The 21,301-nt window shown below is 31.3% G+C and carries 22 protein-coding genes and 1 pseudogene; 9 read left to right on the forward strand and 14 right to left on the reverse strand.

Annotated elements, in window-relative coordinates; translation table 11 throughout:
• Nucleotides 1–677 precede the first annotated feature (677 nt).
• From V1503_RS24525 to V1503_RS24545, 5 genes are read right to left on the reverse strand one after another with little or no spacing between them, the layout of a single operon-like run.
• Nucleotides 678–1,112 (reverse strand): NUDIX hydrolase, encoded by a 435-nt coding sequence (locus V1503_RS24525; RefSeq protein ID WP_410629879.1) that lies wholly within the window; start codon nt 1,110–1,112, stop codon nt 678–680.
• Complete coding sequence (locus V1503_RS24530; protein WP_410629880.1) at nt 1,109–2,056, reverse strand: aldo/keto reductase family protein; 948 nt, start codon at nt 2,054–2,056, stop codon at nt 1,109–1,111. The genes V1503_RS24525 and V1503_RS24530 overlap by 4 nt, the downstream gene beginning before the upstream one ends.
• 27 nt (nt 2,057–2,083) lie before the next feature.
• On the reverse strand, nt 2,084–4,297 hold the full coding sequence (locus V1503_RS24535; protein ID WP_410629882.1) for a B12-binding domain-containing radical SAM protein: 2,214 nt from the start codon (nt 4,295–4,297) through the stop codon (nt 2,084–2,086).
• Nucleotides 4,297–4,890, reverse strand: coding sequence for a 5'-deoxynucleotidase (gene yfbR, locus V1503_RS24540; protein ID WP_410629884.1), 594 nt, complete (start codon nt 4,888–4,890; stop codon nt 4,297–4,299). The genes V1503_RS24535 and yfbR overlap by 1 nt, the downstream gene beginning before the upstream one ends.
• A gap of 15 nt (nt 4,891–4,905) precedes the next feature.
• The gene (locus V1503_RS24545; protein WP_410629886.1) at nt 4,906–5,547 is read right to left on the reverse strand and encodes a P-loop NTPase family protein; all 642 of its coding nucleotides are present in this window, start codon (nt 5,545–5,547) and stop codon (nt 4,906–4,908) included.
• 126 nt (nt 5,548–5,673) lie between these two features.
• On the opposite strand from V1503_RS24545, the gene V1503_RS24550 reads away from it, so the two are divergent.
• From V1503_RS24550 to V1503_RS24560, 3 genes are all read left to right on the forward strand, one after another.
• A complete protein-coding gene (locus V1503_RS24550) occupies nt 5,674–7,077 on the forward strand; it encodes a DHA2 family efflux MFS transporter permease subunit (RefSeq protein ID WP_410629888.1) in 1,404 nt (467 codons plus the stop codon).
• Nucleotides 7,077–8,300 (forward strand): NupC/NupG family nucleoside CNT transporter, encoded by a 1,224-nt coding sequence (locus tag V1503_RS24555; protein WP_410629889.1) that lies wholly within the window; start codon nt 7,077–7,079, stop codon nt 8,298–8,300. The genes V1503_RS24550 and V1503_RS24555 overlap by 1 nt, the downstream gene beginning before the upstream one ends.
• Before the next feature lie 1,039 nt (nt 8,301–9,339).
• Nucleotides 9,340–9,510, forward strand: coding sequence for a hypothetical protein (locus V1503_RS24560; protein WP_410629891.1), 171 nt, complete (start codon nt 9,340–9,342; stop codon nt 9,508–9,510).
• 1,694 nt (nt 9,511–11,204) lie between these two features.
• On the opposite strand, the pseudogene V1503_RS24565 reads toward V1503_RS24560, so the two are convergent.
• Both V1503_RS24565 and V1503_RS24570 read right to left on the reverse strand, forming a co-directional pair.
• Nucleotides 11,205–11,453: pseudogene (locus V1503_RS24565) on the reverse strand (N-acetylmuramoyl-L-alanine amidase); the annotation flags it as partial.
• A gap of 477 nt (nt 11,454–11,930) precedes the next feature.
• The gene (locus tag V1503_RS24570; RefSeq protein ID WP_410629893.1) at nt 11,931–12,155 is read right to left on the reverse strand and encodes a JAB domain-containing protein; all 225 of its coding nucleotides are present in this window, start codon (nt 12,153–12,155) and stop codon (nt 11,931–11,933) included.
• A 513-nt stretch (nt 12,156–12,668) separates the two neighbouring features.
• On the opposite strand from V1503_RS24570, the gene V1503_RS24575 reads away from it, so the two are divergent.
• From V1503_RS24575 to V1503_RS24585, 3 genes are all read left to right on the forward strand, one after another.
• Nucleotides 12,669–12,899: a hypothetical protein gene (locus V1503_RS24575; RefSeq protein WP_410629894.1), complete on the forward strand. Its 231-nt coding sequence runs from the start codon at nt 12,669–12,671 to the stop codon at nt 12,897–12,899.
• 100 nt (nt 12,900–12,999) lie between these two features.
• The gene (locus V1503_RS24580; protein ID WP_410629896.1) at nt 13,000–13,143 is read left to right on the forward strand and encodes a hypothetical protein; all 144 of its coding nucleotides are present in this window, start codon (nt 13,000–13,002) and stop codon (nt 13,141–13,143) included.
• A 329-nt stretch (nt 13,144–13,472) separates the two neighbouring features.
• A complete protein-coding gene (locus V1503_RS24585; protein WP_410629897.1) occupies nt 13,473–13,628 on the forward strand; it encodes a hypothetical protein in 156 nt (51 codons plus the stop codon).
• Nucleotides 13,629–15,293: 1,665 nt separating this feature from the next.
• On the opposite strand, the gene V1503_RS24590 is transcribed toward V1503_RS24585, so the two are convergent.
• The 4 genes from V1503_RS24590 to V1503_RS24605 all read right to left on the reverse strand — a co-directional run bounded on the left by V1503_RS24590 (nt 15,294) and on the right by V1503_RS24605 (nt 17,602).
• Nucleotides 15,294–15,686 carry a kanamycin nucleotidyltransferase C-terminal domain-containing protein gene (locus V1503_RS24590; RefSeq protein WP_410629953.1) on the reverse strand — a complete coding sequence of 131 codons (393 nt, stop codon included), beginning with the start codon at nt 15,684–15,686 and terminating at the stop codon, nt 15,294–15,296.
• A gap of 5 nt (nt 15,687–15,691) precedes the next feature.
• Nucleotides 15,692–16,051, reverse strand: coding sequence for a hypothetical protein (locus V1503_RS24595; protein WP_410629899.1), 360 nt, complete (start codon nt 16,049–16,051; stop codon nt 15,692–15,694).
• Nucleotides 16,052–16,509: 458 nt separating this feature from the next.
• Nucleotides 16,510–17,085: a hypothetical protein gene (locus V1503_RS24600; RefSeq protein WP_410629901.1), complete on the reverse strand. Its 576-nt coding sequence runs from the start codon at nt 17,083–17,085 to the stop codon at nt 16,510–16,512.
• Entirely contained in the window at nt 17,069–17,602 is a 534-nt protein-coding gene (locus V1503_RS24605) for an RNA polymerase sigma factor (RefSeq protein WP_410629903.1), read from the reverse strand. Before V1503_RS24605 ends, V1503_RS24600 begins: the two co-directional genes overlap by 17 nt.
• A gap of 166 nt (nt 17,603–17,768) precedes the next feature.
• Between V1503_RS24605 and V1503_RS24610 the strand changes: the two genes are divergently transcribed.
• The 3 genes from V1503_RS24610 (at nt 17,769) to V1503_RS24620 (ending at nt 20,101) form a co-directional block, all read left to right on the forward strand.
• Nucleotides 17,769–18,467, forward strand: coding sequence for a hypothetical protein (locus V1503_RS24610; RefSeq protein ID WP_410629955.1), 699 nt, complete (start codon nt 17,769–17,771; stop codon nt 18,465–18,467).
• Nucleotides 18,468–18,678: 211 nt separating this feature from the next.
• Complete coding sequence (locus V1503_RS24615; protein ID WP_410629905.1) at nt 18,679–19,617, forward strand: hypothetical protein; 939 nt, start codon at nt 18,679–18,681, stop codon at nt 19,615–19,617.
• Between the two features lie 121 nt (nt 19,618–19,738).
• Nucleotides 19,739–20,101 (forward strand): hypothetical protein, encoded by a 363-nt coding sequence (locus tag V1503_RS24620; protein WP_410629907.1) that lies wholly within the window; start codon nt 19,739–19,741, stop codon nt 20,099–20,101.
• Nucleotides 20,102–20,354: 253 nt separating this feature from the next.
• On the opposite strand, the gene V1503_RS24625 is transcribed toward V1503_RS24620, so the two are convergent.
• From V1503_RS24625 to V1503_RS24635, 3 genes are all read right to left on the reverse strand, one after another.
• The gene (locus V1503_RS24625) at nt 20,355–20,501 is read right to left on the reverse strand and encodes a hypothetical protein (RefSeq protein WP_410629909.1); all 147 of its coding nucleotides are present in this window, start codon (nt 20,499–20,501) and stop codon (nt 20,355–20,357) included.
• Between the two features lie 3 nt (nt 20,502–20,504).
• Entirely contained in the window at nt 20,505–20,876 is a 372-nt protein-coding gene (locus V1503_RS24630) for a hypothetical protein (RefSeq protein WP_410629911.1), read from the reverse strand.
• Nucleotides 20,877–20,938: 62 nt separating this feature from the next.
• A complete protein-coding gene (locus tag V1503_RS24635; RefSeq protein WP_410629912.1) occupies nt 20,939–21,235 on the reverse strand; it encodes a hypothetical protein in 297 nt (98 codons plus the stop codon).
• Nucleotides 21,236–21,301 lie beyond the last annotated feature (66 nt).

Consider the following 21,301-nt stretch of genomic DNA (forward strand, 5'->3'; position numbering starts at 1 on the left):
AAAGATATCAAGTAAAAATAAGAAATGTTCTTCTCTAACAAGGGCTTATTAACTGTTGGAGTATATTTTTTCAATAAAGTGACATTCGTGTTTATTGTCACAACAATTATTTAGAAAAAACGTCGCCTCTTTTCTGTAAATATCCTGATTAAATAAAAGGCATTGTACCCTACATCATAACTTCATCAGAAATCCATATCCATACTATAAAACCTCTACTAGTAATCAAGATGACTAACGAGGTTACCTGATTATCTTTAAATATCGAAACATAAAAATATACTGAGCTTCAACAAACTGGGATATATAGCGGAACAGCGATTTGTAAATTTATAGTAGATTCAAAAATTCTTTCTCTTCGTTAAAACACACCTTATGATTACTTTGTAAAAATAGAGGCAAATGAATGTATTTAATAGTATCTTGTCTTTAATGTCACACATAATATTAAAACTAGTACAACACTTTGCGCCAAAATATAGAAAGTCGAAAATGTAGTTCTTCTGATTTAAGAGCAGTAAATTTGCTTGTTTGTTGAATAAATCCTAAGGTTAACACTAAACTATTACCAACGTAAAAAAAGATATTATCAATTTAATATTAATAAATAATTGAATCAAAAAAACACCTTACAATAATGATTATGTAAGGTGCATTGCAAAGTATTAATCTATTAATTACCAGCCATAACTGTCAAACCATATAGCATTAGTATAGTTTTTAATTGCTTTTTCTACGTATGGGATAATATTTGGAGGTAGATCTTCTAGTTCAAACCAAGTAAGTAAATCACATTTATTTGGTTCCATATTTATTATTTCCCCTTGCCATTTTTCGGCTACAAGGAAAAAGTCCATTCTCTCGTCCGTTGTTTTTCTATGCATTAGTCCCACTACTTCAATATCATCTAAATCTAAAATAATACCCGCTTCCTCTTTCGCCTCTCTTGCAGCTGCCTTTTTTACTTCCTCGTTTCCGTCTAAGTGACCTGCAATCACACTATAATTTCCATCTTCATATCCAGTATTGAACCTTCTTAATAATAGAATTTGGTTATCTTTTTTTAGAAAAAGGTGTACAGCTCCAACCATTTTGAACCTTTCATTGCTCATTTGAATATTTCCTCCTCTTTCTCCATGAAAATCTCGTCGAGGCTTTGGAGTACCTCTTGACTTAATTTTACATCAATAGCCCTAATATTTCCTATAACATGTTCTTTTTCACTTGCACCAATTATTGCACTTGTAATGTTAGGATTATTTAATATCCAAGCTAAAGATAATTGTGCAGGATTTAGATCTAAATTATTTGATAAATCAACTAACTTTTGAACTTTTGTTAATACAGCTGGAGACAAATCTAAATTTTTCACTGTAGTTCTTCCTGAATTTAATGAACCAGATAAGTACTTTCCACTTAGGACACCTTGAGCCAAAGGTGAATACACTATTTGTGATATACCGTTATTTGAACACCAAGGAATAACATTGTTTTCTATCTTTCTGTTTAGCAAATTGTATGGAGGTTGATTTACCACTATTCGCTCTAGTAGATACTTGTCTGCGACTTCCAAAGCTTTCTTCATTTGTTCAACTGTCCATTTACTTACACCAATGTATAATATTTTCCCTTGTCTAACTAGATTTTCTAGTGTTCTTAATGTTTCTTCTACAGAAGAATTGATATCAAAACGATGACAATAAAAGATGTCTATATAATCAAGATTCATCCTTTTTAAACTAGTATTTACTTGGTCAGTTAAATGCTTTTTTGATAAACCTTTTTGAGTTGGCCAAGGACCAATTGGAAAATAAGCCTTTGTAGAAATAATATACGTGTCTCTAGAATAATCCTTTAGTGAATGAGAAATTAACTCTTCAGCTTTTCCATTTTCATAAACATTTGCTGTATCAAAATTATTGATACCTAACTCATATGCAGTTTTTACAATTTCATTGGATTTAATATCGTCTATATAATTACCAAAGGTTAACCAGCTTCCAATGGAAAGTTCGCTTACTAATAATCCTGAATTACCTAATTTTCTATATTTCATCTTAACACCCTTCTAGATAATTTTTTATTATACAAGTTCAAATTTATTAATTAATGCCCACTCATCCTTTTTATCAATCCAAGTATTTAAGGATTTCTTTAAACGGTCATCCACACTGTCGGTAATCTTATCTTCATCCAAATCATTCTTCATATCTATTACAAGTCTCTCCATAAGCAGCTGCCACATAGATAATGATAATAGTATTTGATTTTTCAGAGAGGTATCTGTACTTTTTTGTTGCAAGAAAGCCTCTACTTCTGACAAAAAATTCTCTCTAATTAAATACTCTTTGAATGATGAATCTATTTCATAATTTTCTTCTATGCATGAAATTAAAAATTTCAGTAAGAAATGACTAATCTCTCTATGTCTCACCATGAAGTTATATAACAGTCCCCTCTCACTATTAGAAGCAACTTTATAAAGACTTTTAGTGGTATACATAATACTAAAATTACTATCAATCCACTTTTGAGCAGCAAGGCTCAATTCACCAACTCTTTTATCTAAAAAGGTTATTGCATATCTAGCCATATTTGTATCTGGTTTTCCATCATTCAATACCAGTTCAACATCACGTTTTTTTTCTGTTAGCTTCAACATTCTGGAATAGGGGGAATTCATTAGCACTTCCATTGAAGCCAGCATATAGGAGACAATAGAATGAACTGGCCTTCCAACCTGATGTTGCTTAATGTACTTTTTATCTAGAACCAATTTATCGTATAATTCTTCAAAGGACATCTTCTTCATATCTACTGTTTTAATTACTGCGTCTTCTCTTTCAAGAAAATTTAGATTCTCCTTTAAATCATCAAACCCTTCCATCATTTGATCAAACATAATAAAACCAATTCTTAACTTTATCCCAAGAGCGCTCAAAATTCTAAGTGCAACGATGTTTTGTTCTGGTTTAGTACCTTTTCCATAACGTTTTAATTGTTTTTCACTTCCAGACTCTACACCAATAAAAACCCTGTCTACCCCTGCTTTTGCAAGATAATACCACATTTTAAATCTTTCAACATTCCATTCCTTACTGCGTTTTGGCTCATATACCGAATCTGCTCTTACAGCTATATCAAACTTAATTTTATCTTTTCTTTTTAATAATCCTTTACAAATGTTAATTATTCTATCTGCTTCTTTTCCATCTGGTAATTCTCCGACAAATTCCTCATCAGCAAAATAAATATGTGGCTTAATACCAACTGCGGTACCTGCTTTAACTAAATCATCTACTTGTTTTAACGTTTGTTCTACAGTGAATGGTCTCCATGATCTCATTTTGTGATCCCTCGGACAAAAAGTACATAAAGAATAGTCGCAACCACGACTTGTTTCAAGAGTTAATGCCCCTCTTAGTTTCGATATTACCTTTAAAGTGTCCAAAGCAGGAGTTGGAACTTCTTCAATTTTTACAATTGTCGTTGGATTATACTTAATGGTGTTTTGATCCCTATCAAAGTATTGAACACCTCTTACATCTTCAATGGTAATTTCATTTTTTATTAACAAGCTAAGATCTTCTAGTGTATACTCTCCTTCTTTATCTGCAATTAATACTTCCGGGAATTTTTCAAAAAATTGTTCAGGAGAGAATGTTGGTATTACATTCCCACATACTATTAGTGAATCTATAGATCCATTTAATTTATGATTAAAGAGTTTTTCAGTTAGAGAAAATGCTAACTGTTTTTGTCCAAAGTTTACTGACATACCTATCAAACTTGGATTAATCTCCAAAGCTTTTTCTACAATTCCTTCTAAAGTAACCCCCACTTGCATATCAATAATAGTTACGTCTGCCAACTGTTTATTCCTAAGGTATGAAGCAAGGGTACCAATACTTAGATTAAGCCTAGGTATCGGGAAATTTTCTATTACACTAAGGTTAATTAATAACATTTTTGGCAGTTCCAATTGTTTAATCAATTTTTTGTCTAACTTAATTGTGGAAATATGTAAAGGTTGATTAAAGTTATGTGCCCAATTGCAATCCCAACGATTTAATAGTTTATTCTCCCTTATATCAGACTTAGGACAAAAAACAGTTACATCTTCTTCAGTTATTAAATATAAGGTTAGATTTTCTGTTTCACCAGTTACAATTAAATCCTTGTAATGAACTTGATTAATATTAAAAAAAGATTTTATTTCTTCTTTCATTTCATGAGGTGAATTCCAAAAATCACCAAATAATTCATCTAGATATTGTAAAATAGTTTGATTGTCCATCATAACACTCCCATATTTTTAAAATTATTTTCTTCATCCAAAAAACTAGGAATAAAGTTATCCAAAAAATATTTAATATATTCATGTTCGGAGGCTAGCTTACCTAAAGAATCCTCAAATTTGGATAGTATCGGTTTGAATTCACTATTTCCTCTTTTCACTTCGAAAATTGCTTTGCAATAACCATCCAATTGGTCTGCTACTTCAACAATGTATTCAATATCCATGTTTTCAACGTGTAGAGTATTAAAATAACTAGATTGTAACTCGATTGGTAAACCTTTAATTAGATGTTTTTTAGCACTTTGTTTTGTAATAGTGTAATTCTCTTTAATTGATGAATGATTCTTTATAGGGGATATTATGTGGGTAGTAATGCTGTCAGTTGAATCATGAAAAATGGCGTACTCAAGGGCCTTTTCGATATCAATTTCCTCATTGAAAATTTGTTTTTTTATCATGCAAAGCGCGTGAGTAAAAACGACAACATTAAAGCTATGCTGTGCAACATCTTCACTTTTTAAACTATATGTACCATTCCAACGTGGGATCATAGATAACCTTTGCATCATGGCATAAAAATAATAAGACATGTAACTCTCCTTTTCTTAATTAGTTTTAGAGATTGGTATGATATTATTTTTTTCCAATTCCAACTTTAATCGGTGAGCTTGTCTAAGAGGTGTAGTTATTTCTTGCTTAAATGTAATTAATTTAATGTCAAATTCTTTTGCTACTTTTTTCCCTGCATCAAGAATATGAGTTTGGGCTTCATAACTTTTTTTGAAACCTTGGTTATTATCTAAGTTTCTATTTCTTTTTTTTAATAAAGAAACCCAATCTTCATAATCAATTTCAAAGTTTATTAGAACATCAGGATTGGGCAAATTATAATAATCTAACTTAGTAATCTCTTTTAACGAGGTAAAATATGGATCTGTGTTTTCTATAAACCATTCCATTCCAGGTTTCTCAAAATAGTGATATAAAACTTTATTATAATATGAGTCTACTATAGCCCCTTTCCCTTGTTCTTTTATGCTTTCTGCTAAATACAATAGCGGAACTCTTATAGACCTAAACCACATTATTTCCGTAAAATGTCCATATAGGTCTCTATTTTGCGCTACAAGTGGCCATTCATCTTCTTCTGGTTCTACTAACACTTCGAAGTTAATTAATTTACCCAATACTTTCAAGGTAGACGATTTACCACACCCTGAAATACCTAAACCTGTAATAAATGACAATATTACCTCCTCCTAAATTTAAACAATTTTAAAAATAATTTGAATTTTTTTCTTTTTATTATACAATAAAGAAAGAATTTGTAAATCTTTTGTAAATCTTTGTTAAAAAATGTATAGGAGAAGTTTATGAAATTTAAAAGATTTTTTGTTACATGGGGAATATTATTAGCTTCATTGTCAGGAGCTTTTGCAGTATTATTTAACGGGAGTTTAATGAATGTAGCCCTCCCTTATTTCACCAATCTTTATAAAATTAATACAGTTACTGGACAATGGATCATAACAGCTTTTCCCCTAGCTATGGCTATTACAATGCCTTTAATTGGTTATCTTCAGAAAAAAATGGGAGATAGGCCATTATATCTTACCGGTTCATTTATATTCACATTTGGTTCAATTGCAGGGTCATTTTCATGGGATCTCTATTCCTTAATTTTCTTTCGAAGTATACAAGGGTTTGGTGCAGGTTTAATCATGCCATTAACAATGGTTTTTATATTTAAATATTTCCCAAGTGCAAAAAGAGGATTTATTATGGGTATTTGGGGTGTTGTTGGAATGATAGCACCTACTATAGGTCCAACAATTAGTGGTTCGTTTTTAAATATTAACCTTTGGCAAGGTCTATTTTTTATTAATCTACCAATTATTACACTAACTATTGTTTTCTCTTTTCTTTATATACCTAATGAAAAAGAGAAAATTATGAAAAGCACTAAATTTGATGTATTGGGGTATACTTTTCTAACTCTTTCATTGATTTGTATATTAGTTGGTGCCAATATGGGGAATTCCAATGTGAATAATTCCCCTTTGGGATATTACATAATTGTAAGCGGTATAATCTTGTTAATTGTATTCTGCATTATTCAATTCAGAGTAAAAAATCCATTGTTAGATCTCTCTGTTTTTAAAAATTTGTCTTTTACAATAAGTCTACTTATTTTGGCTGCAAGCACTATTAGTCTTTATTCTGTCATACTATTTATTCCGATTTATCTCCAAGAAATAATGCAATTGAGTCCACTGATTGCCGGATTAATATTGTTGCCACAAGCATTATTTATGGGAATTTCAATGACGATCGGTGGTAAGCTTCTAGATTTGAAAGGGCCAAAGGTAGTTTTGTTAACGGGATTACTATCTTTAAGTGTCGTTACCTATGTGTTGAGCTATAGTTTAACGACTTACTCATTAGTAACAGTAGTGGTGATACTTATCATCCAAGGTTTTTGCAATGGACTTATTAATACACCAGCAACAACTCTGGGGTTAAATTCTCTTAGTAGCAAATTATTAACAGCAGGATCTACTATAAATAACTTATGGAGACAATTAGTGAAAGTATTCTCCGTATTACTGTTAACTATATACTATGAATTTAAAATCACTCCCTATCCAGGTAATCCACAAGATCATGTAAATACTAAAATTCATGCTTTGTCTGGAACACTTCAAGTAGTAGCTTTAATTATAATCTTATGTGTTCCATTAACATTTATATTAAAAAAAAATAAGGAGGAAAATTAATGAACATATTATGGGGAGGATTTGGTATATTTACCATTCTATTAACAGCTTATCTATTTTCAAACAATAAACAGAAAATCAATAAGCGTGTAGTAATAGGTGGCTTAATCATTCATGTGTTGTTTGCATTCATCGTTTTAAAATGGAGCTTAGGAAATAAAGTATTGACATCCATTTCTGGATATATGGTGAACTTATTAAGTTATGCAAATGAAGGAGTTAACTTTCTTTTTGGAGGCATTTTTGAAATAGAGGGTGTTGGATTTATATTTGCATTTCAAGTGTTAACTACGATAATATTCTTCTCCTCTTTAATCTCTATTTTATATTATTTTGGTGTAATGCAATATATTATTAAAATTATTGGCGGCTTTATCCAAAGAATCCTTGGAACATCTAAAGTTGAGTCTATAACTGCTACGTCCAATATTTTTGTAGGTTGTACAGAAGCTCCTCTAGTAATACGCCCTTATATTAATAGACTAACACAATCTGAGTTGTTTGCTGTTATGGTAGCCGGCTTATCTTCAGTCGCTGGCTCAGTTTTGTTAGGGTATAGTTTGCTCGGTGTCCCCCTAGAGTATCTCATAGCAGCTTCATTCATGTCTGCGCCTGCTTCACTGTTAATGGCAAAAATAATTTTTCCTGAAAACATGAGTACAAAAGAGGAAGAGGAAGTCGTATTATCAACCAAGGGTGATGGTGATGATGATCCAGTAAATGTCATTGATGCAGCTGCAAAAGGAGCTTCTGATGGTTTGAAACTTGCATTAAATATTGGAGCTATGCTGTTAGCATTTATCGCTATAATTGCTTTATTGAACGGTATTCTTGGATACATTGGTGGGTTTTTTAATGTAAATCTTTCAATTGAACAAATTTTTGGTTATTTATTTTCTCCAATTGCATTTATTATTGGTATACCTTGGGCTGAAGCCGTACAATCTGGACAGTTTCTAGGATTAAAATTAGTACTCAATGAATTTGTTGCGTTTTCAGCTTTAGGTGCTGAATTAGAAAATTTATCTGGCAAGAGCATATTAGTCCTAAGTTTCGCTTTATGTGGATTTGCGAATTTTTCAGTGATAGCAATTTTATTGGGTGGATTAGGAAGTATAGCTCCAAAGAGAAGAACAGATATTGCAAAATTAGGATTTAAGGCACTTTTTGCAGCAACATTAGCGAATTTTTTAAGCGCTGCTGTAGCTGGGATGTTTTATTAATAACGAATCTCTTTAAAGTTTAATATTAAATAATTACAGCAAGTTGCTTGAAACAAAAAATAAAGATTTGTAATATTAAAATATTTTAAAAAAATGGAATATACGGCCCAATTCTTGAATAAGAAAAGACATTACATATTATAAGTCATAAAATATGTAATGTCCTTTAATCTAGGTCTTGATAAAGCCTTATCAAAAGGAGAATACCGTCACATCTTTTTTATAAACATCATGACTTTATTTTAACCCTACTATTTTTTTCATATTTTTAAAAGATTCGGTGTATATTTTGCTATTTTTGGTAGTTGGATTCAATAGATGATAACATCTACAAACATACGCTCTTAAGAATTTAATAATATTATACGAAATCCATAAAAGTTGTGGTGTATGTTTATCGAAAATAGGTCTGAAAAATTATAACATGTAGCACTATACGGTCCAAATGATTAAGACAAGGATATAATGCATTCAATTGTTATTATCACTACCCTTATAGAGGTAAAGGAGAGAGATATAATAGTTATATCAAATACCGATTTAGAGTTACACACATCCTATGTAAATTATTTTTAAGGATCATTAAGGAAAATGCGTAAGGAATTTAAAAATATTAAAAGTACAATGAAGAAGAGAGGTGTAAAAATTTACAATAGGAAGTAAAAATTGAAGAATTCAACATTTGGGAATATTAATGTCGTGGATACAATTGAGAAATTTGGTGCCAATATGGGAAATTCCAATGTGGATAATTCCCCTTTGGGATAATACATAATTGTAAGCGGAATAATCTTGTTAATTGTATTCTGCATTATTCCATTCAGAGTAAAAAATCCATTGTTAGATCTCTCTGTTTTGTCTTTTACAATAAGTCTACTTATTTTGGCTGCAAGCACTATTAGTCTTTATTCTGTCATACTATTTATTCCGATTTATCTCCAAGAAATAATGCAATTTGAGTCCACTGATTGCGGGATTAATATTGTTGCCACAAGCATTATTTATGGGAAAAAGGGGTGTGTCCATGAGGTAAAAACTAATGATGTTTGTTGCAGCCTTTCCATTAACTTTCGGGATGGGATTATGTACAACTAGCGCAGATAATCCACCGCCTCCTCCTGATGATGGAGGTAGTACTAGTGGCGGTGAGAACTGTGATCCAGCTCCAGATGGTATTTCTCTTAATAAAATTTACCCACCTGAAAGATGATAGCGAAAGTTGATCATCCAATGTCAATTGGAGTATCTCACCATTCCCGGTGAGGTACTTTATTTTTTTGTCTAGCAAACCTCTCAGTTATTATCCTAACATAGGAATAACTACAATTTCTATCTAGGTTATTAAGAGTTAACCTTCTTTTTTACCTATTTCTTATTTTCCAGTTAAGCTAGTTTTCTGTAACAAGATTTCGCATATTGTTGAAATTTTAAACTTTTCCAACAAAAAAGCGCAACGGATTTCAACTTCATTCCTCTTACATATGTATATAAATTTAAGGAGGAAATTTAAGTTCTTCAATTTTATCCATGGGTTTGTTAATAGGTACGTTGGATATTACAGCTAGTGCAGCAGGAGAGTATGTCCCAATAAGAGAGTTATTTCCCGACGCAACTATAACATACGACAACGCCACACAAACTGCATATGTTCAACGTGATAACGGCCTTTCAAAATATTGGAAATGTGATAAAGTGGAGAATGGAACATGTTACATATGGTGGGACGAATAAAAATAAAGATGTATCGATAACACTCCTTGGCGTGGGCAATTTATAATATGCGTAATAACCTCAATGTCCATTGTGTTGATTAAAATTAGTGTATAATTATTATGATTACATCAAATATTATAGTTACGCTGTTATAATTGATTTAGTTTAAAGCACTCATTTATGGGTGCTTTTTTGTGTTGCTAGTACGCCCTCAGACAAAATTATCTTTTCACTTACTTACCAAGGATAAATGCAAAATTAATAAGCCTTGAATCCAATACCAAGGTTTTAACTGATCAAGGTTACGGCAACTAAATGCTTATTAAGTCGTCAAATGAATAAAATAATGAGATAATACCAAATATATTTGTGTGTAAGACGAGATACATGTCTCTTGCAGGCATCACGAATTATAAGTTACGTACGTTCAAACGTAACTTGTAGGGAAATATATCAATATACGTACACCTTAAGGGTATTGATATAACCTTAGCTCGATAGTGGCGACTATTGAGCTATTCGTGCTCAGGTGAGATGTAACCCTGTTCAATAACGAACAGGGCTGGATAAGGAGAAAATACCATCAACGCCTTAAATGAGGGATCGTAATTAGACGAGGCGGAGGTTACGACCCCTCACTTAAAACGTTATGTATAATCTCTAACAGAAGGGGCCGTGCATTTTACAAAGAGATGAACGTTCACTTGTTAAACACGGAAAAGCTTTCAGCAAGGAGATTGGCATGAGTTACCTATATGTAAAACGGCCCCTTGTGTTAAACATTAAATAAAGTATTAGTACAATCCCTAAAATTATAATTCCCTAAGAATCCCTTTTTATACTCGTTTAATCAAAAATGTTGTCAGAAGACAAAATAGATAAGCCTCACTCTGTAAAAGAGCAAGACTTTGTGAAGGGAGATAACTACACATCATTACGCACTGAATATAAAATATGTACTCCCTTATCATTTGGTGTCGACAAGGGAGTATTTTTGTATGCGTTATTTCAATGCTCTATCAACAATAACCGGATTTAAAAATCTTCATCGAGAGTGATTTCTTTCCTTTTAGCTTTTTCTGCCCATTCATTGCTTTATAAAATGTTTCAGTCATATGCGTTTTGGTAGGCTGCTTGTAAATCTTTGAATTGTCAATTCTTCAATTTCATATTTACTTTCTCTTACTTTGGCTTTAATTCTGCTTCAATAGCTCTTAGAAACACATTCCATCGACCTTCACCTAAAATACGATGAGGACAGTATTTATTTGTCTAATCTTGATGTTTTTTAACTCTATCAACTCCCCAATTACGCTCTTTTAACAGTTTAGCAACGAACTTAACTGTTAATGTCTCTGCTCTTCTATAACGTTCTCCACCACTTTTTGAATGGCTTATTTCTATACCAATTGATGAACGGTTTCCTTTTCCGTATCGACCTTATGGGGCGCTCCATTCTTAATACGGCAACTACAAACTGCCTTTATTTGATGAAATATTTTCAACATATTTACCTCCATGAAATAAACAAAATAAAAAGCCCTATGGGTACTAATCAACTAATTGGGTATTGAGTCGATTGAGGTTATTGTTTCTTCAATTTAAGGCTCCATAAAATCCTTTAATCAAAAAATTTGTTATTCCACAATATGTCCCGTCTCATGAAGAAAACGCCTTCTCCCCTCTTAGTTATCGGGACTAATACGATGGATGTACCAGAATAACGGTACTGTTTCTAGGTCATTAGACATCTTAAAGACTTATTATCTTATTTAAATATTCGGAGTTGCTACTAAGTATTAATCGTAATATCCTTATCTAGTAGGTCTTTCTGATGGCAACCAAATTGATCCATCTTATTAATTATTGTATATTGTCCAAAACCACGTTGGTCTACCTACCAAATTAGGTAGTTTCTTATTTATACAGATTGAATATGCACAGGTCATGAGGTGGAGCACTACTTTTTCTGACAAATGGTGTCCAGCCGAACTCAATTTCTTCATTTAGAGAGTAATATCTTGGGTTACATATAATAATATGATCAAGAAGGTCTATCCCTACAATTTTACCTACTTCCACAAGGCGTTTAGTAACAATAATAGCAATTATTACATGTCTGTTACTAGTTGCTATTAGCATTCCTACACCGTACTCAGCATCTGCTGCGAAACCAGGGCATAGTTTTAATGACTTAGAAACAGAAACAGTCTATGGAAATCCAAGGGATACTTCCAACGAATCAGCTCTAGCACTTGCTTTAATAGCTTGGATTCCTGGAATATCTTCTTATAAAGCACTCGATATTGCAATGAAGGCTATAGGAACTGCGATATCATGGTCAGCATTTGTAGATGATGATAAACCAAAAATGAGTTTTCAATTTATAAATATGTTTATAAAGCTGATGAAGTTACGATGAAATTATTGGGGATATTTTGATGTAGCTGTAAGAAATGTGGTTACTATGGAAGAGTGGAAGACTTTTGACCACGTTATAGGAAAAACAGCAGCAACATAATAAAGAAGAGAATATGTAATTATGTTATATAATGGCGAGCCATTTGACTTGCTATTTTAATTTATAAAGGTGGTTACAAATAATGAAAAACCTTAAATTAATTGTTAGTTTAGTTCTATCCCTTATTGTGATAAGTGAGTACAAATGGAGACACTACGAATGAATATACTTCTTCAAATAATACTGTTCCTAAAACTTTTGAGGTAGTAAATAACGAAGAAATTATTGCAACAGTATATGAGAAAGAAATTAAAGGGAAAGAACTTAATGAATTATTTACTTTATTACAATTTGACGGAAAAAAATCTGAGTATATCTCAAATACAGAAAAAAAACATAGCAAATATACTTATAAAAAAAACTAATATATTCAAAAAGAAGCTGAGTAGAAGAGCTATCAAATTTCTAATTCTGAAATTAAAGAGAATTTAAATGAATTAAAGAGCAAATATAATACTGAAAGGAATGGCAAAAGATAGAGAGATTCCAAGATTTAATGAACTAAAAGATTTTATTAAAGACGAGATGGAAGAAAAACGTATAGATACTGAGATAAATAATATCATTGACAGATTGATCGAAGAAGAAAAAATTGTTATTTTTCTATAAAAAGGTTGCTATTAAAACACTCATCTAAGGTTTTTTTGTTATTAGGCTTGTTAGCCGTTAGAGTTTTGCCTATTCGCTGGATAATAACATATGGGGCAAAGGGAGCTAATCTACAATATACCCCAAAAGTAAATTCCTGATTATGAAAAAGAAAAACTCAATTTTTTTTTTGAAGAACTGAAACTAATCGACTCTATAATCATTTTGTTTAATATAACTTCGAATTTCAATTTCTAATAGTAATCGAAATTCATCTTCATCCTTCACAAACATGGAGATGGAAACTTCTCTAGGTAAACTTTAAAAAATTCGTATAAGTGGGACCTGAAATGGTAAAAAATGTGGTTTTATTTCTGGTTGATGATAGTATGGGTAAGGTTGATAATAATGATGTTTTGACGGATACATCCAGTACCATGGGTACGGTTGATAAGTATACTGATTTTGAGGATGTATTGAGTACCATGGATAACGTTGACTTCTAGCGTGACCTAGCTCTTGAATATCGTGGTATGGTATCGTCGAGATCAAACTGTTGTGCATAATTATATAACCTCTTTCTTATTATAGAAAATTAAATTATGGGTGTGAAGCTTTAGTATATTATATGCAATTATCCATAATTCTGTTATTAATGAGTTTCTACACATAATAACGTTACACCTTAACGGTTATTTGGCTGTATTCTTGAAGCACTCATTCATGGGTGCTTTTCTGTGTAGCTATGAAGCCCTCAGACAAAATTATCTTTTCTTTTATGTACTAGATATAGTTCAATTCAAAATAAAAAAGCCACCTTCAATAGGAGCTCACACCATATTTTTAAGATAAGTAATAATTACTTTCTTATATTCTTTTTTTATGAAAATTAGCCCTGTTCAATTATGAACAGGGCTGGATAAGGAGAAAATACCAACGCCTTAAATGAGGGATCGTAATTAGACGAGGCGGAGGTTACGACCCCTCACTTAAAACGTTACTTTATGTATAATTTCTAACAGAAGGGGCCGTGCATTTTACAAAGAGATGGAGGTTCACTTGTTAAACACGGAAAAGCTTTCATCAAAGGAGATTGACATGAATTACCTACATATAAAACGGCCCCTTGTGTTAAACATTAAATAAAGTAAATTTTTAGTATTAGTACAATCCCTAAAATTATAATTCCCTAAAGTTAATTTGTTATACCCTATTTTTCAAAAAAACTTAAACACAGTCTGTATTAGAGTAGAGCTTTAATGGTAAGAGGTGACGAAATATCCTCTTTATAAAGTATGTATCCCCTGTCCATTTAATGTGAGCATGGTAAAGCAAAGTTGTTGGTTTGGAATAAAGATTGATCAAAATGGATTCTTCCCCTAGTTTTAATGTGAATTTCTATAAAAAAGTTCGATCATTTTCTACTTCTGGTGTTCCAAGCTCCATATCGTATTATGAGGTCTACCAGTTACCTGATTGGTCCATATTTTAATTGTTATGATTCTTAAGCTAGACGAGATAGAATTCCATTCATGAGCCATATTGTGGAGTAACGTTAACGGTTGATAATTAGTAAACACAACTCACCATGTGTTTACTAACAACTCATGTTACAAAAACTTTATATGCAAGAAATTCGGAAAATAATTAAATTACCCCTCTTCAAAACCTTTATAATTCAACATTGTATAATATCATGTATATTCGAATAAATTTCAAAGCTAAAAAACTTTGATATATCAAGGGTTTTAGTAGGAAGTGGACAGTATTGCGGACAGGATCAAGTCCCACTGGCCCTCACATCCTACTCCGACTACCTAAAGAATAGCCTATAAAAAGAAGGCCAACCAGATAAAATATCAATCTGGATGACCTTATAATACGATATGGACCTAAATAGAAAAATCATCACAAATTCTCACGAAAAAAAAAGAACTGATAATTTGTCCTCTTCTTAAAAACACTGATTTGTAGTCTTATTCAACAATAGTGGAATTTATTAAATTATCTAAAGGTAGAAGTTCTAAAAATATTAGTAATGACACAGCTTGTTGAAGGAATTAGTGCTTCTATAATATTGTGGTAGAATCCGTCCTACAAACCCTGTTAAGCACTTATATGACAGAACAGCATGTGAAAATTGAAATTCTGCTTTATCTACTAGCATAAATTCACAAAAAAGCCAAATCTATTTCTTCAAGTCTAACGCCAAATTTATCTGCCCAGCTATGAGTTGATACCCATAATTCACTTGCACTATCTTTTAAACTTTGGACATCAGTATTTAGAGATAATAAACTGCAAACATTCTGTTCATACCCCTTGGGTAATGACTTTAATTTGAAACTCTCATTATACATTGTCCGACCAGATAAATATTTTTGCTTATTTTTTAATCCCACACAAATTGTTGCCCAATAAGCAATTAGCCTAGCTTCTTGTGCAGCAATCATTGTATCAGTATTTTTTAAAGTAAATACTTTGTATACATGTTCAAACATGTCGGCCATTGCATCTTTTACAAAAATATTAAAATTAGCTTGATCTTCTACTTCTTTTGCAATTTCTCTTAGATTTTATATAGATTGGTTGGGTCATAAATTATTTTACATGTAAAAAGAGAATCACTTTTTACTGACCATTCATAATCAATATTCTTAGCTTTTGACTTCATTTTATCTATAGTACTAAAACTTATTCCCACAAACATTCCTTTATAAAAAAACGGGTACCAACCACTTTCTCTACCAACTACAATCACTCTTAATTCTAAATCGGATTCTGGACAATCCATTCCTTTTGCTGTAGAACCTTCAATTGCAACTGAAATAAGATTATCTTTATACTTCTTTAATAATTCATTGTTAATTTCTTCAGCTATTTGAAATCTATCCTGAGATTTGAATTTATTAGGTTGCCAGCTGTTCAACTTATTCGCACCTCTCTAACAAATATATGCTACCTATAAAAAACATTTTACCCAATATAAAACTTATATTCATTAATTCTCTAATATATAATTATAATGAAAGGTCTTTTTGTAAGTAAATACTATTATTTCAGATGAGCGCCATATTGTAGATAATTACTTGAGTTTTATTAACTGATATGGAGCTCAATCCCTTCACCATTTGGCTTTCTGCCCGCCACCTAACTGTCTACGCTTAAAGACTATAGTTACCTTTAGTCCTCCAAGACTCGCTAAGAGTGAATAGCTAGTTCTTACTCGACGGGAATCCTACCCGTTCTATGATACGACCTAAGCTCGGCCGTACAAGCACCAGATTGCGGAAGATCATTATTAGTTTTACTAATCATTGAGTTGAATTAAGCGATCTACTAAACTCTCTCCCCCTACAATTTATTACAGGACGATTTTCATCTCACCTAATAGTTTCTTACACGTAATTGATATTTCCCTCCAATGTTACCTGCTTGAGTATAAACCTTTATTTTATATATACCTGAACCATATTTACTCAGATCAACTGCAAATAATCTCTCTTGAGTATCTGCAGTTATAGATTCTCCAACCAACCTTCCATCAGGAGCATAAACTTTATATTTATAGTTGTAACTACCATGTATATTATTTAAATAAAAATTACATTCGGATCCTTTAGTAACATCTATATTTACGTAATACAAAGCAGAGCTGTCATTAAGGATATCTTCCGCACTAAATATAGCTTCAGCCATTTCCTCCACAGGAGCAGACGCACTTCCTGGATTCATTAAGTCTTCTTCAAACTGTGAGGCTAACAATATACCGACAATACAAAGTGCAGTAGCGACTCCAGCCATAGGGAGTAGTTTAAATATTAGTTTGTCCTTTTTGCTTTCTTTATTAATACTCTTCTCTATTTTTTGTCTTAACTCTAATTGTTTTTGTGAATCCCAATGTATGTTTTTATCCAGATTTTTAAACTGATTAAACTGATATTGTTTAGGATAATTTCTCATATACAAACCCTCCTTCCGTTAATTCTTTATGTAATGCCTTCAGTGCTCTAGATAAGGTTGACTTAACCTTGCTGTCAGACCATCCTAAAATTTCACCAGTTTCTTTTATGGATAATTCTTCTATTTTTCTAAGAACAATAACTTCGCGGTAAGTGGGTTTTAGTTTGCGTAGAGCATTATACAATTCTTTAAAATTTTCATTAATGATCATAATGCTTTCTGTTGAAGGGGTAACCTCTTTTTCACGTACATGTAATTTAAGATGTTCAAGGATATTAAATTGGTTTCTCCTTATATAATCGATGGTTGTGTTATGCGCAACTTGAAAAATCCACGTTTCTATTTTTTCCTTATTATTAATTTTGTGCAATGAGTTACTTACTTTAAGAAACGTATCATGTGTCAAGTCTTCAGCTTTATGATAATCATTAGTGATCATATAAATAAACTTTAAAACTCGATTACTATAAACATCGTATAAATGAAGAACTTCATTAGTTTTATCTTCTACAAACATTGTATCGCCACCTTCTTTTCCACTAAAAACTATAATATCAGTGGTAATATATGGTCTGTTTTTCAATATCTACATTTATTCTATCTTTTTTTTCGGAAAAGTGCGACAAAAAATGATTTTATTCGTCTTACATATGTATTAAAAAAATTTAGGAGGGGTAAATATGATTCAATCAGTAGTAAGATCAGGAAAGAAAACACTCTTAATTTTTGTAGGTTTGCTGTTAATGGTAATGACAATGTTTTCTGGGACAAGTTTTGCTGCATCTGAAGGGGCTGTAAAAGTCATTACCAATAACAAAAGTTACTCAGGTATAACAGCTGACATCAAACTTCCTAGTAATGCTGATGTCAAAACAGGTTATGTTAACTGGTATTTAGGTATAGGTGCAGCCAAGGTTGAGGCAGGAATTTCAAAGACACCAAGTGGTTACAAAGTATTCTGTAACACTGGATATAAAGAATCTGGAAGCAATGATAAATATTGGATTTCTTCATATGATTCATCTATTGAAGACGGGGATACAGTGAACTTGAAATTGGTTAATAATGGGGACAATACCCTCACTATGTATGTGAATGGTAAGGTATATGAGAATGAGGCTGGAGTAAAATATGAAAATCGCCCTATTTATGATGGTTTAGCTCAATATGAACAAGTGAAGATGGTGATGGGTGTTGAAGATGATGGGAGCAATTCTTTCAGCGAAGCTAGTTTCTCTAATGTCCAACTAAGAGCTAATGCGTCAGGCTCTATTTATAAAAAATGGGATAGTTCAATTTCTTCAGAATTCAGTAGATATTCATCCTATGGTGATGATTTCGATGTATCCTCACAAGTACCTTTAAGTGCTAGTTTGCGTTAACATCTTTAATTTTGGTGATGAATCTGAATAACCAATCTATTTCTTTTTATTCATAATAAAACAATAATTGTTCTACAAAAACTTTAATATTATTAATATATTGTTAATATGTACGAACAATGGAATAAAATGGGATTTAAACCGATTTTATTAGGAACTCCCCGGACATAAAATAATAACACTTTCCAACGAAAAGGAGAAAAATATATTTATGAAAAAAATATCTATCGCTCTGATAACAGTTCTTATGATAATGGGATCTTTAACTAACCTGAATACACTTGCAAATGAAAATAGTACACCAATGAGTAAAGAGAACATAAATAAAATAATAAAAGAATTTGAAGATGAATACAATCAAAACACTTTAAAAAATGAAGATAGAGAAGAAGCGAAAGAAAAAATAGAAAAAATGAAAAGGGTCAAAGAAAAAATTAAAAAGGAAAAAGATAAATTTGCAACAGGTTCTGAATCGCTAGAATATAAAAGTCTGAAAATGGCAGCTAATGATGATTATAGTGAATATTTGAATGAATTAAGACAAGGAAACTATATTGAGGGAATACTTGATTTGGATGAAGGCTTATCAGAAACAGACATCTTTGATATTGGGTATACTTATGCTAATGAGGCTAGAGATGCTGCGATTGATTATAGTAGTAATACAATGCTAAGGGATGCTTTCAGACATTTTAGTTGGAATTATTTATCTACTGTAAATGTTGGGAAATCTGAAGCTAGAACTGCGACAATTAATCATGAATGGGGTATTCAAATGATTGACGCAATTGGAAATTATTATACAAATCGCTATAATGAATATATTGCTGACGGCTATTCTGAATCTGACGCTGCGAACAAATCTTTTATTGATGCAACACTATATATAGATGATCTTAAGTATTTCATGATACAATTTTGTGAGGACGATTTAAGCTTTTTCAAAGGATATTTTGAAGATTCAAATATAATGGACTTTACTAATAACCACTATGGAAGAGAATATGGTGACGACTATCCTACAATCGGTTATAAATTTGCCTTTGCAAATGCTAAAGATGAGGACGTCAATCAACTCATACTTGATGAAGATGATGTAGTAAGTTCAAGTTATGAATTAGTTTGGAAGAATGATTGGTACACATATTAATTAATGGTTCAACAAAGTATTCATTCTATGGTGGATTTTAGAATTAAAGGTTTTCTATTAAACCAAACCAAGCCATAGGTTGGTTTGGTTTAATAGATTATAATATTTTAGGAGTAAAAATATGAGATTCATAATTTGGATATTTTTCTCAATAATAATATCGATAGCTATCTTATACAGATATTGGCCTGATTATAGAGATAACGAATTTCCATTGTTCACAGATATCGTTATGCCAATATTTTTAATGTCATATTATATGACATTTTTCGCAATCCCATCTTTATTACTACTTAAATTCGGAAAACGTTTATCGGTAAATTTTATAATAACCTGCATTATATTTCTTCTTTCATTTTTATTTTCTTTATTCGTTTTAAAGTTTTCATCAGTAGTTATTGAAATTGTAATATCATTAGTAGTTTCTTTGCTTGCCTGGTTTTATATTATTGTATCAGTAGCCTTTTTATTAAAGTCTAAATAATTACTTGAGGTAAGTGATTTAATTAACATAAATGATTAATGAGTAGATTAAAAGGACTGTAATCAGCCCTTAATCTCATTAATAATCATGAGGATATCCGAAAAGAGTAATTTTGTGTGCAATTTAAAATCAGGTTGTTGATATCACAGTTTCTAAAACATATAAAGGAGCATCCAATAGCAGGATTATCGACTTATTGGAAAGCCACTAAGTTGTAAGGTTCTTTTCTTTTTCACTCCTATTTTTTTTTACTCTAATTTTCATCTAGATAACCATCTTCAGTTACTAGCTTAGCTCTTATAGATAATTCTTTTTGTATATCTGAAACTGTCAAAGTAGAAAAGTTTAAAACTTCACTTTCCTCTATAAAAAGTTGATATTGACTATTTAGTTCATCCAACTCTTAAATGTCTTCTTCAGTTAATTGGTCAGATAACGATTTTTCATAAAAAGAAAAAATCATGTTACTGGTATTTTCAACAATAGATATCATATTTCCGTCAATATTTATTTGATACATAAAATAAGAATTTATCTCAGCTGCTCTTTTTACATTTCTTAATGCCTGATTATAATCTTTTCCTTGCTGGTGATCAACAAGATCAACCAGTATGTTTAAATTCCTTGCTATACTAAATTCATTGCTTAAGAATTCAAGATAAATATCGTTTAGGAACTTTTGATCTGTCTTTACTTGTTTATAAAAGATAACAATCAGTATAAGTGAAAAGACAAGCAATACTGATAATCCAATTTTTACGATTTTCGATTTCATTTTAGTTCCCTACCTTTTTCAAGAGCTCATTCTACAGATGAGATACACTATCTAATAAACAATTAGTATGCTGTGTAAGTTGAGTTTGGGTTTTGATAATTGTTTTCAAACCTTAGCTTATAATTAATTCTTGTAACTGGAGCAATATCTCCACTATTTGAACCCTCAAAATGGTATCTGAAAGAAGCTAGAAAACCACCATTTTCCTTATATAAATCATAATAATTTACATTAGTTGGCATATCTATTTCTCTACCCAATCCTTTTCTAACATGAATATTACGATAGTATAATATATCACCATTTCTGTATTCAAAGTATTCAATTTCAGGTTGGGAAAATAATTCATTATCAAACACTTTCCAATTCTATTTATTAGGTAATATTTCAACAATCCACGATATTTAGAAAACCTAACACTACTT

This window comes from Nanhaiella sioensis (genome assembly GCF_046557775.1).
Lineage (GTDB): Bacteria > Bacillota > Bacilli > Bacillales > SM2101 > Nanhaiella > Nanhaiella sioensis.

Excerpts from the sequence above, each read along its gene's own strand:
- V1503_RS24550 (WP_410629888.1), top strand. The coding sequence starts at position 5,674 with ATGAAATTTAAAAGATTTTTTGTTACATGGGGAATATTATTAGCTTCA.
- V1503_RS24615 (WP_410629905.1), top strand. The coding sequence starts at position 18,679 with ATGAAAAAAATATCTATCGCTCTGATAACAGTTCTTATGATAATGGGA.
- V1503_RS24630 (WP_410629911.1), bottom strand. The coding sequence starts at position 20,876 with ATGAAATCGAAAATCGTAAAAATTGGATTATCAGTATTGCTTGTCTTT.
- V1503_RS24530 (WP_410629880.1), bottom strand. The coding sequence starts at position 2,056 with ATGAAATATAGAAAATTAGGTAATTCAGGATTATTAGTAAGCGAACTT.
- V1503_RS24555 (WP_410629889.1), top strand. The coding sequence starts at position 7,077 with ATGAACATATTATGGGGAGGATTTGGTATATTTACCATTCTATTAACA.
- V1503_RS24535 (WP_410629882.1), bottom strand. The coding sequence starts at position 4,297 with ATGGACAATCAAACTATTTTACAATATCTAGATGAATTATTTGGTGAT.
- V1503_RS24620 (WP_410629907.1), top strand. The coding sequence starts at position 19,739 with ATGAGATTCATAATTTGGATATTTTTCTCAATAATAATATCGATAGCT.
- V1503_RS24525 (WP_410629879.1), bottom strand. The coding sequence starts at position 1,112 with ATGAGCAATGAAAGGTTCAAAATGGTTGGAGCTGTACACCTTTTTCTA.
- V1503_RS24585 (WP_410629897.1), top strand. The coding sequence starts at position 13,473 with ATGGTAAAAAATGTGGTTTTATTTCTGGTTGATGATAGTATGGGTAAG.
- yfbR (WP_410629884.1), bottom strand. The coding sequence starts at position 4,890 with ATGTCTTATTATTTTTATGCCATGATGCAAAGGTTATCTATGATCCCA.
- V1503_RS24600 (WP_410629901.1), bottom strand. The coding sequence starts at position 17,085 with ATGAGAAATTATCCTAAACAATATCAGTTTAATCAGTTTAAAAATCTG.
- V1503_RS24560 (WP_410629891.1), top strand. The coding sequence starts at position 9,340 with ATGATGTTTGTTGCAGCCTTTCCATTAACTTTCGGGATGGGATTATGT.
- V1503_RS24580 (WP_410629896.1), top strand. The coding sequence starts at position 13,000 with ATGGCAAAAGATAGAGAGATTCCAAGATTTAATGAACTAAAAGATTTT.
- V1503_RS24570 (WP_410629893.1), bottom strand. The coding sequence starts at position 12,155 with ATGCTAATAGCAACTAGTAACAGACATGTAATAATTGCTATTATTGTT.
- V1503_RS24605 (WP_410629903.1), bottom strand. The coding sequence starts at position 17,602 with ATGTTTGTAGAAGATAAAACTAATGAAGTTCTTCATTTATACGATGTT.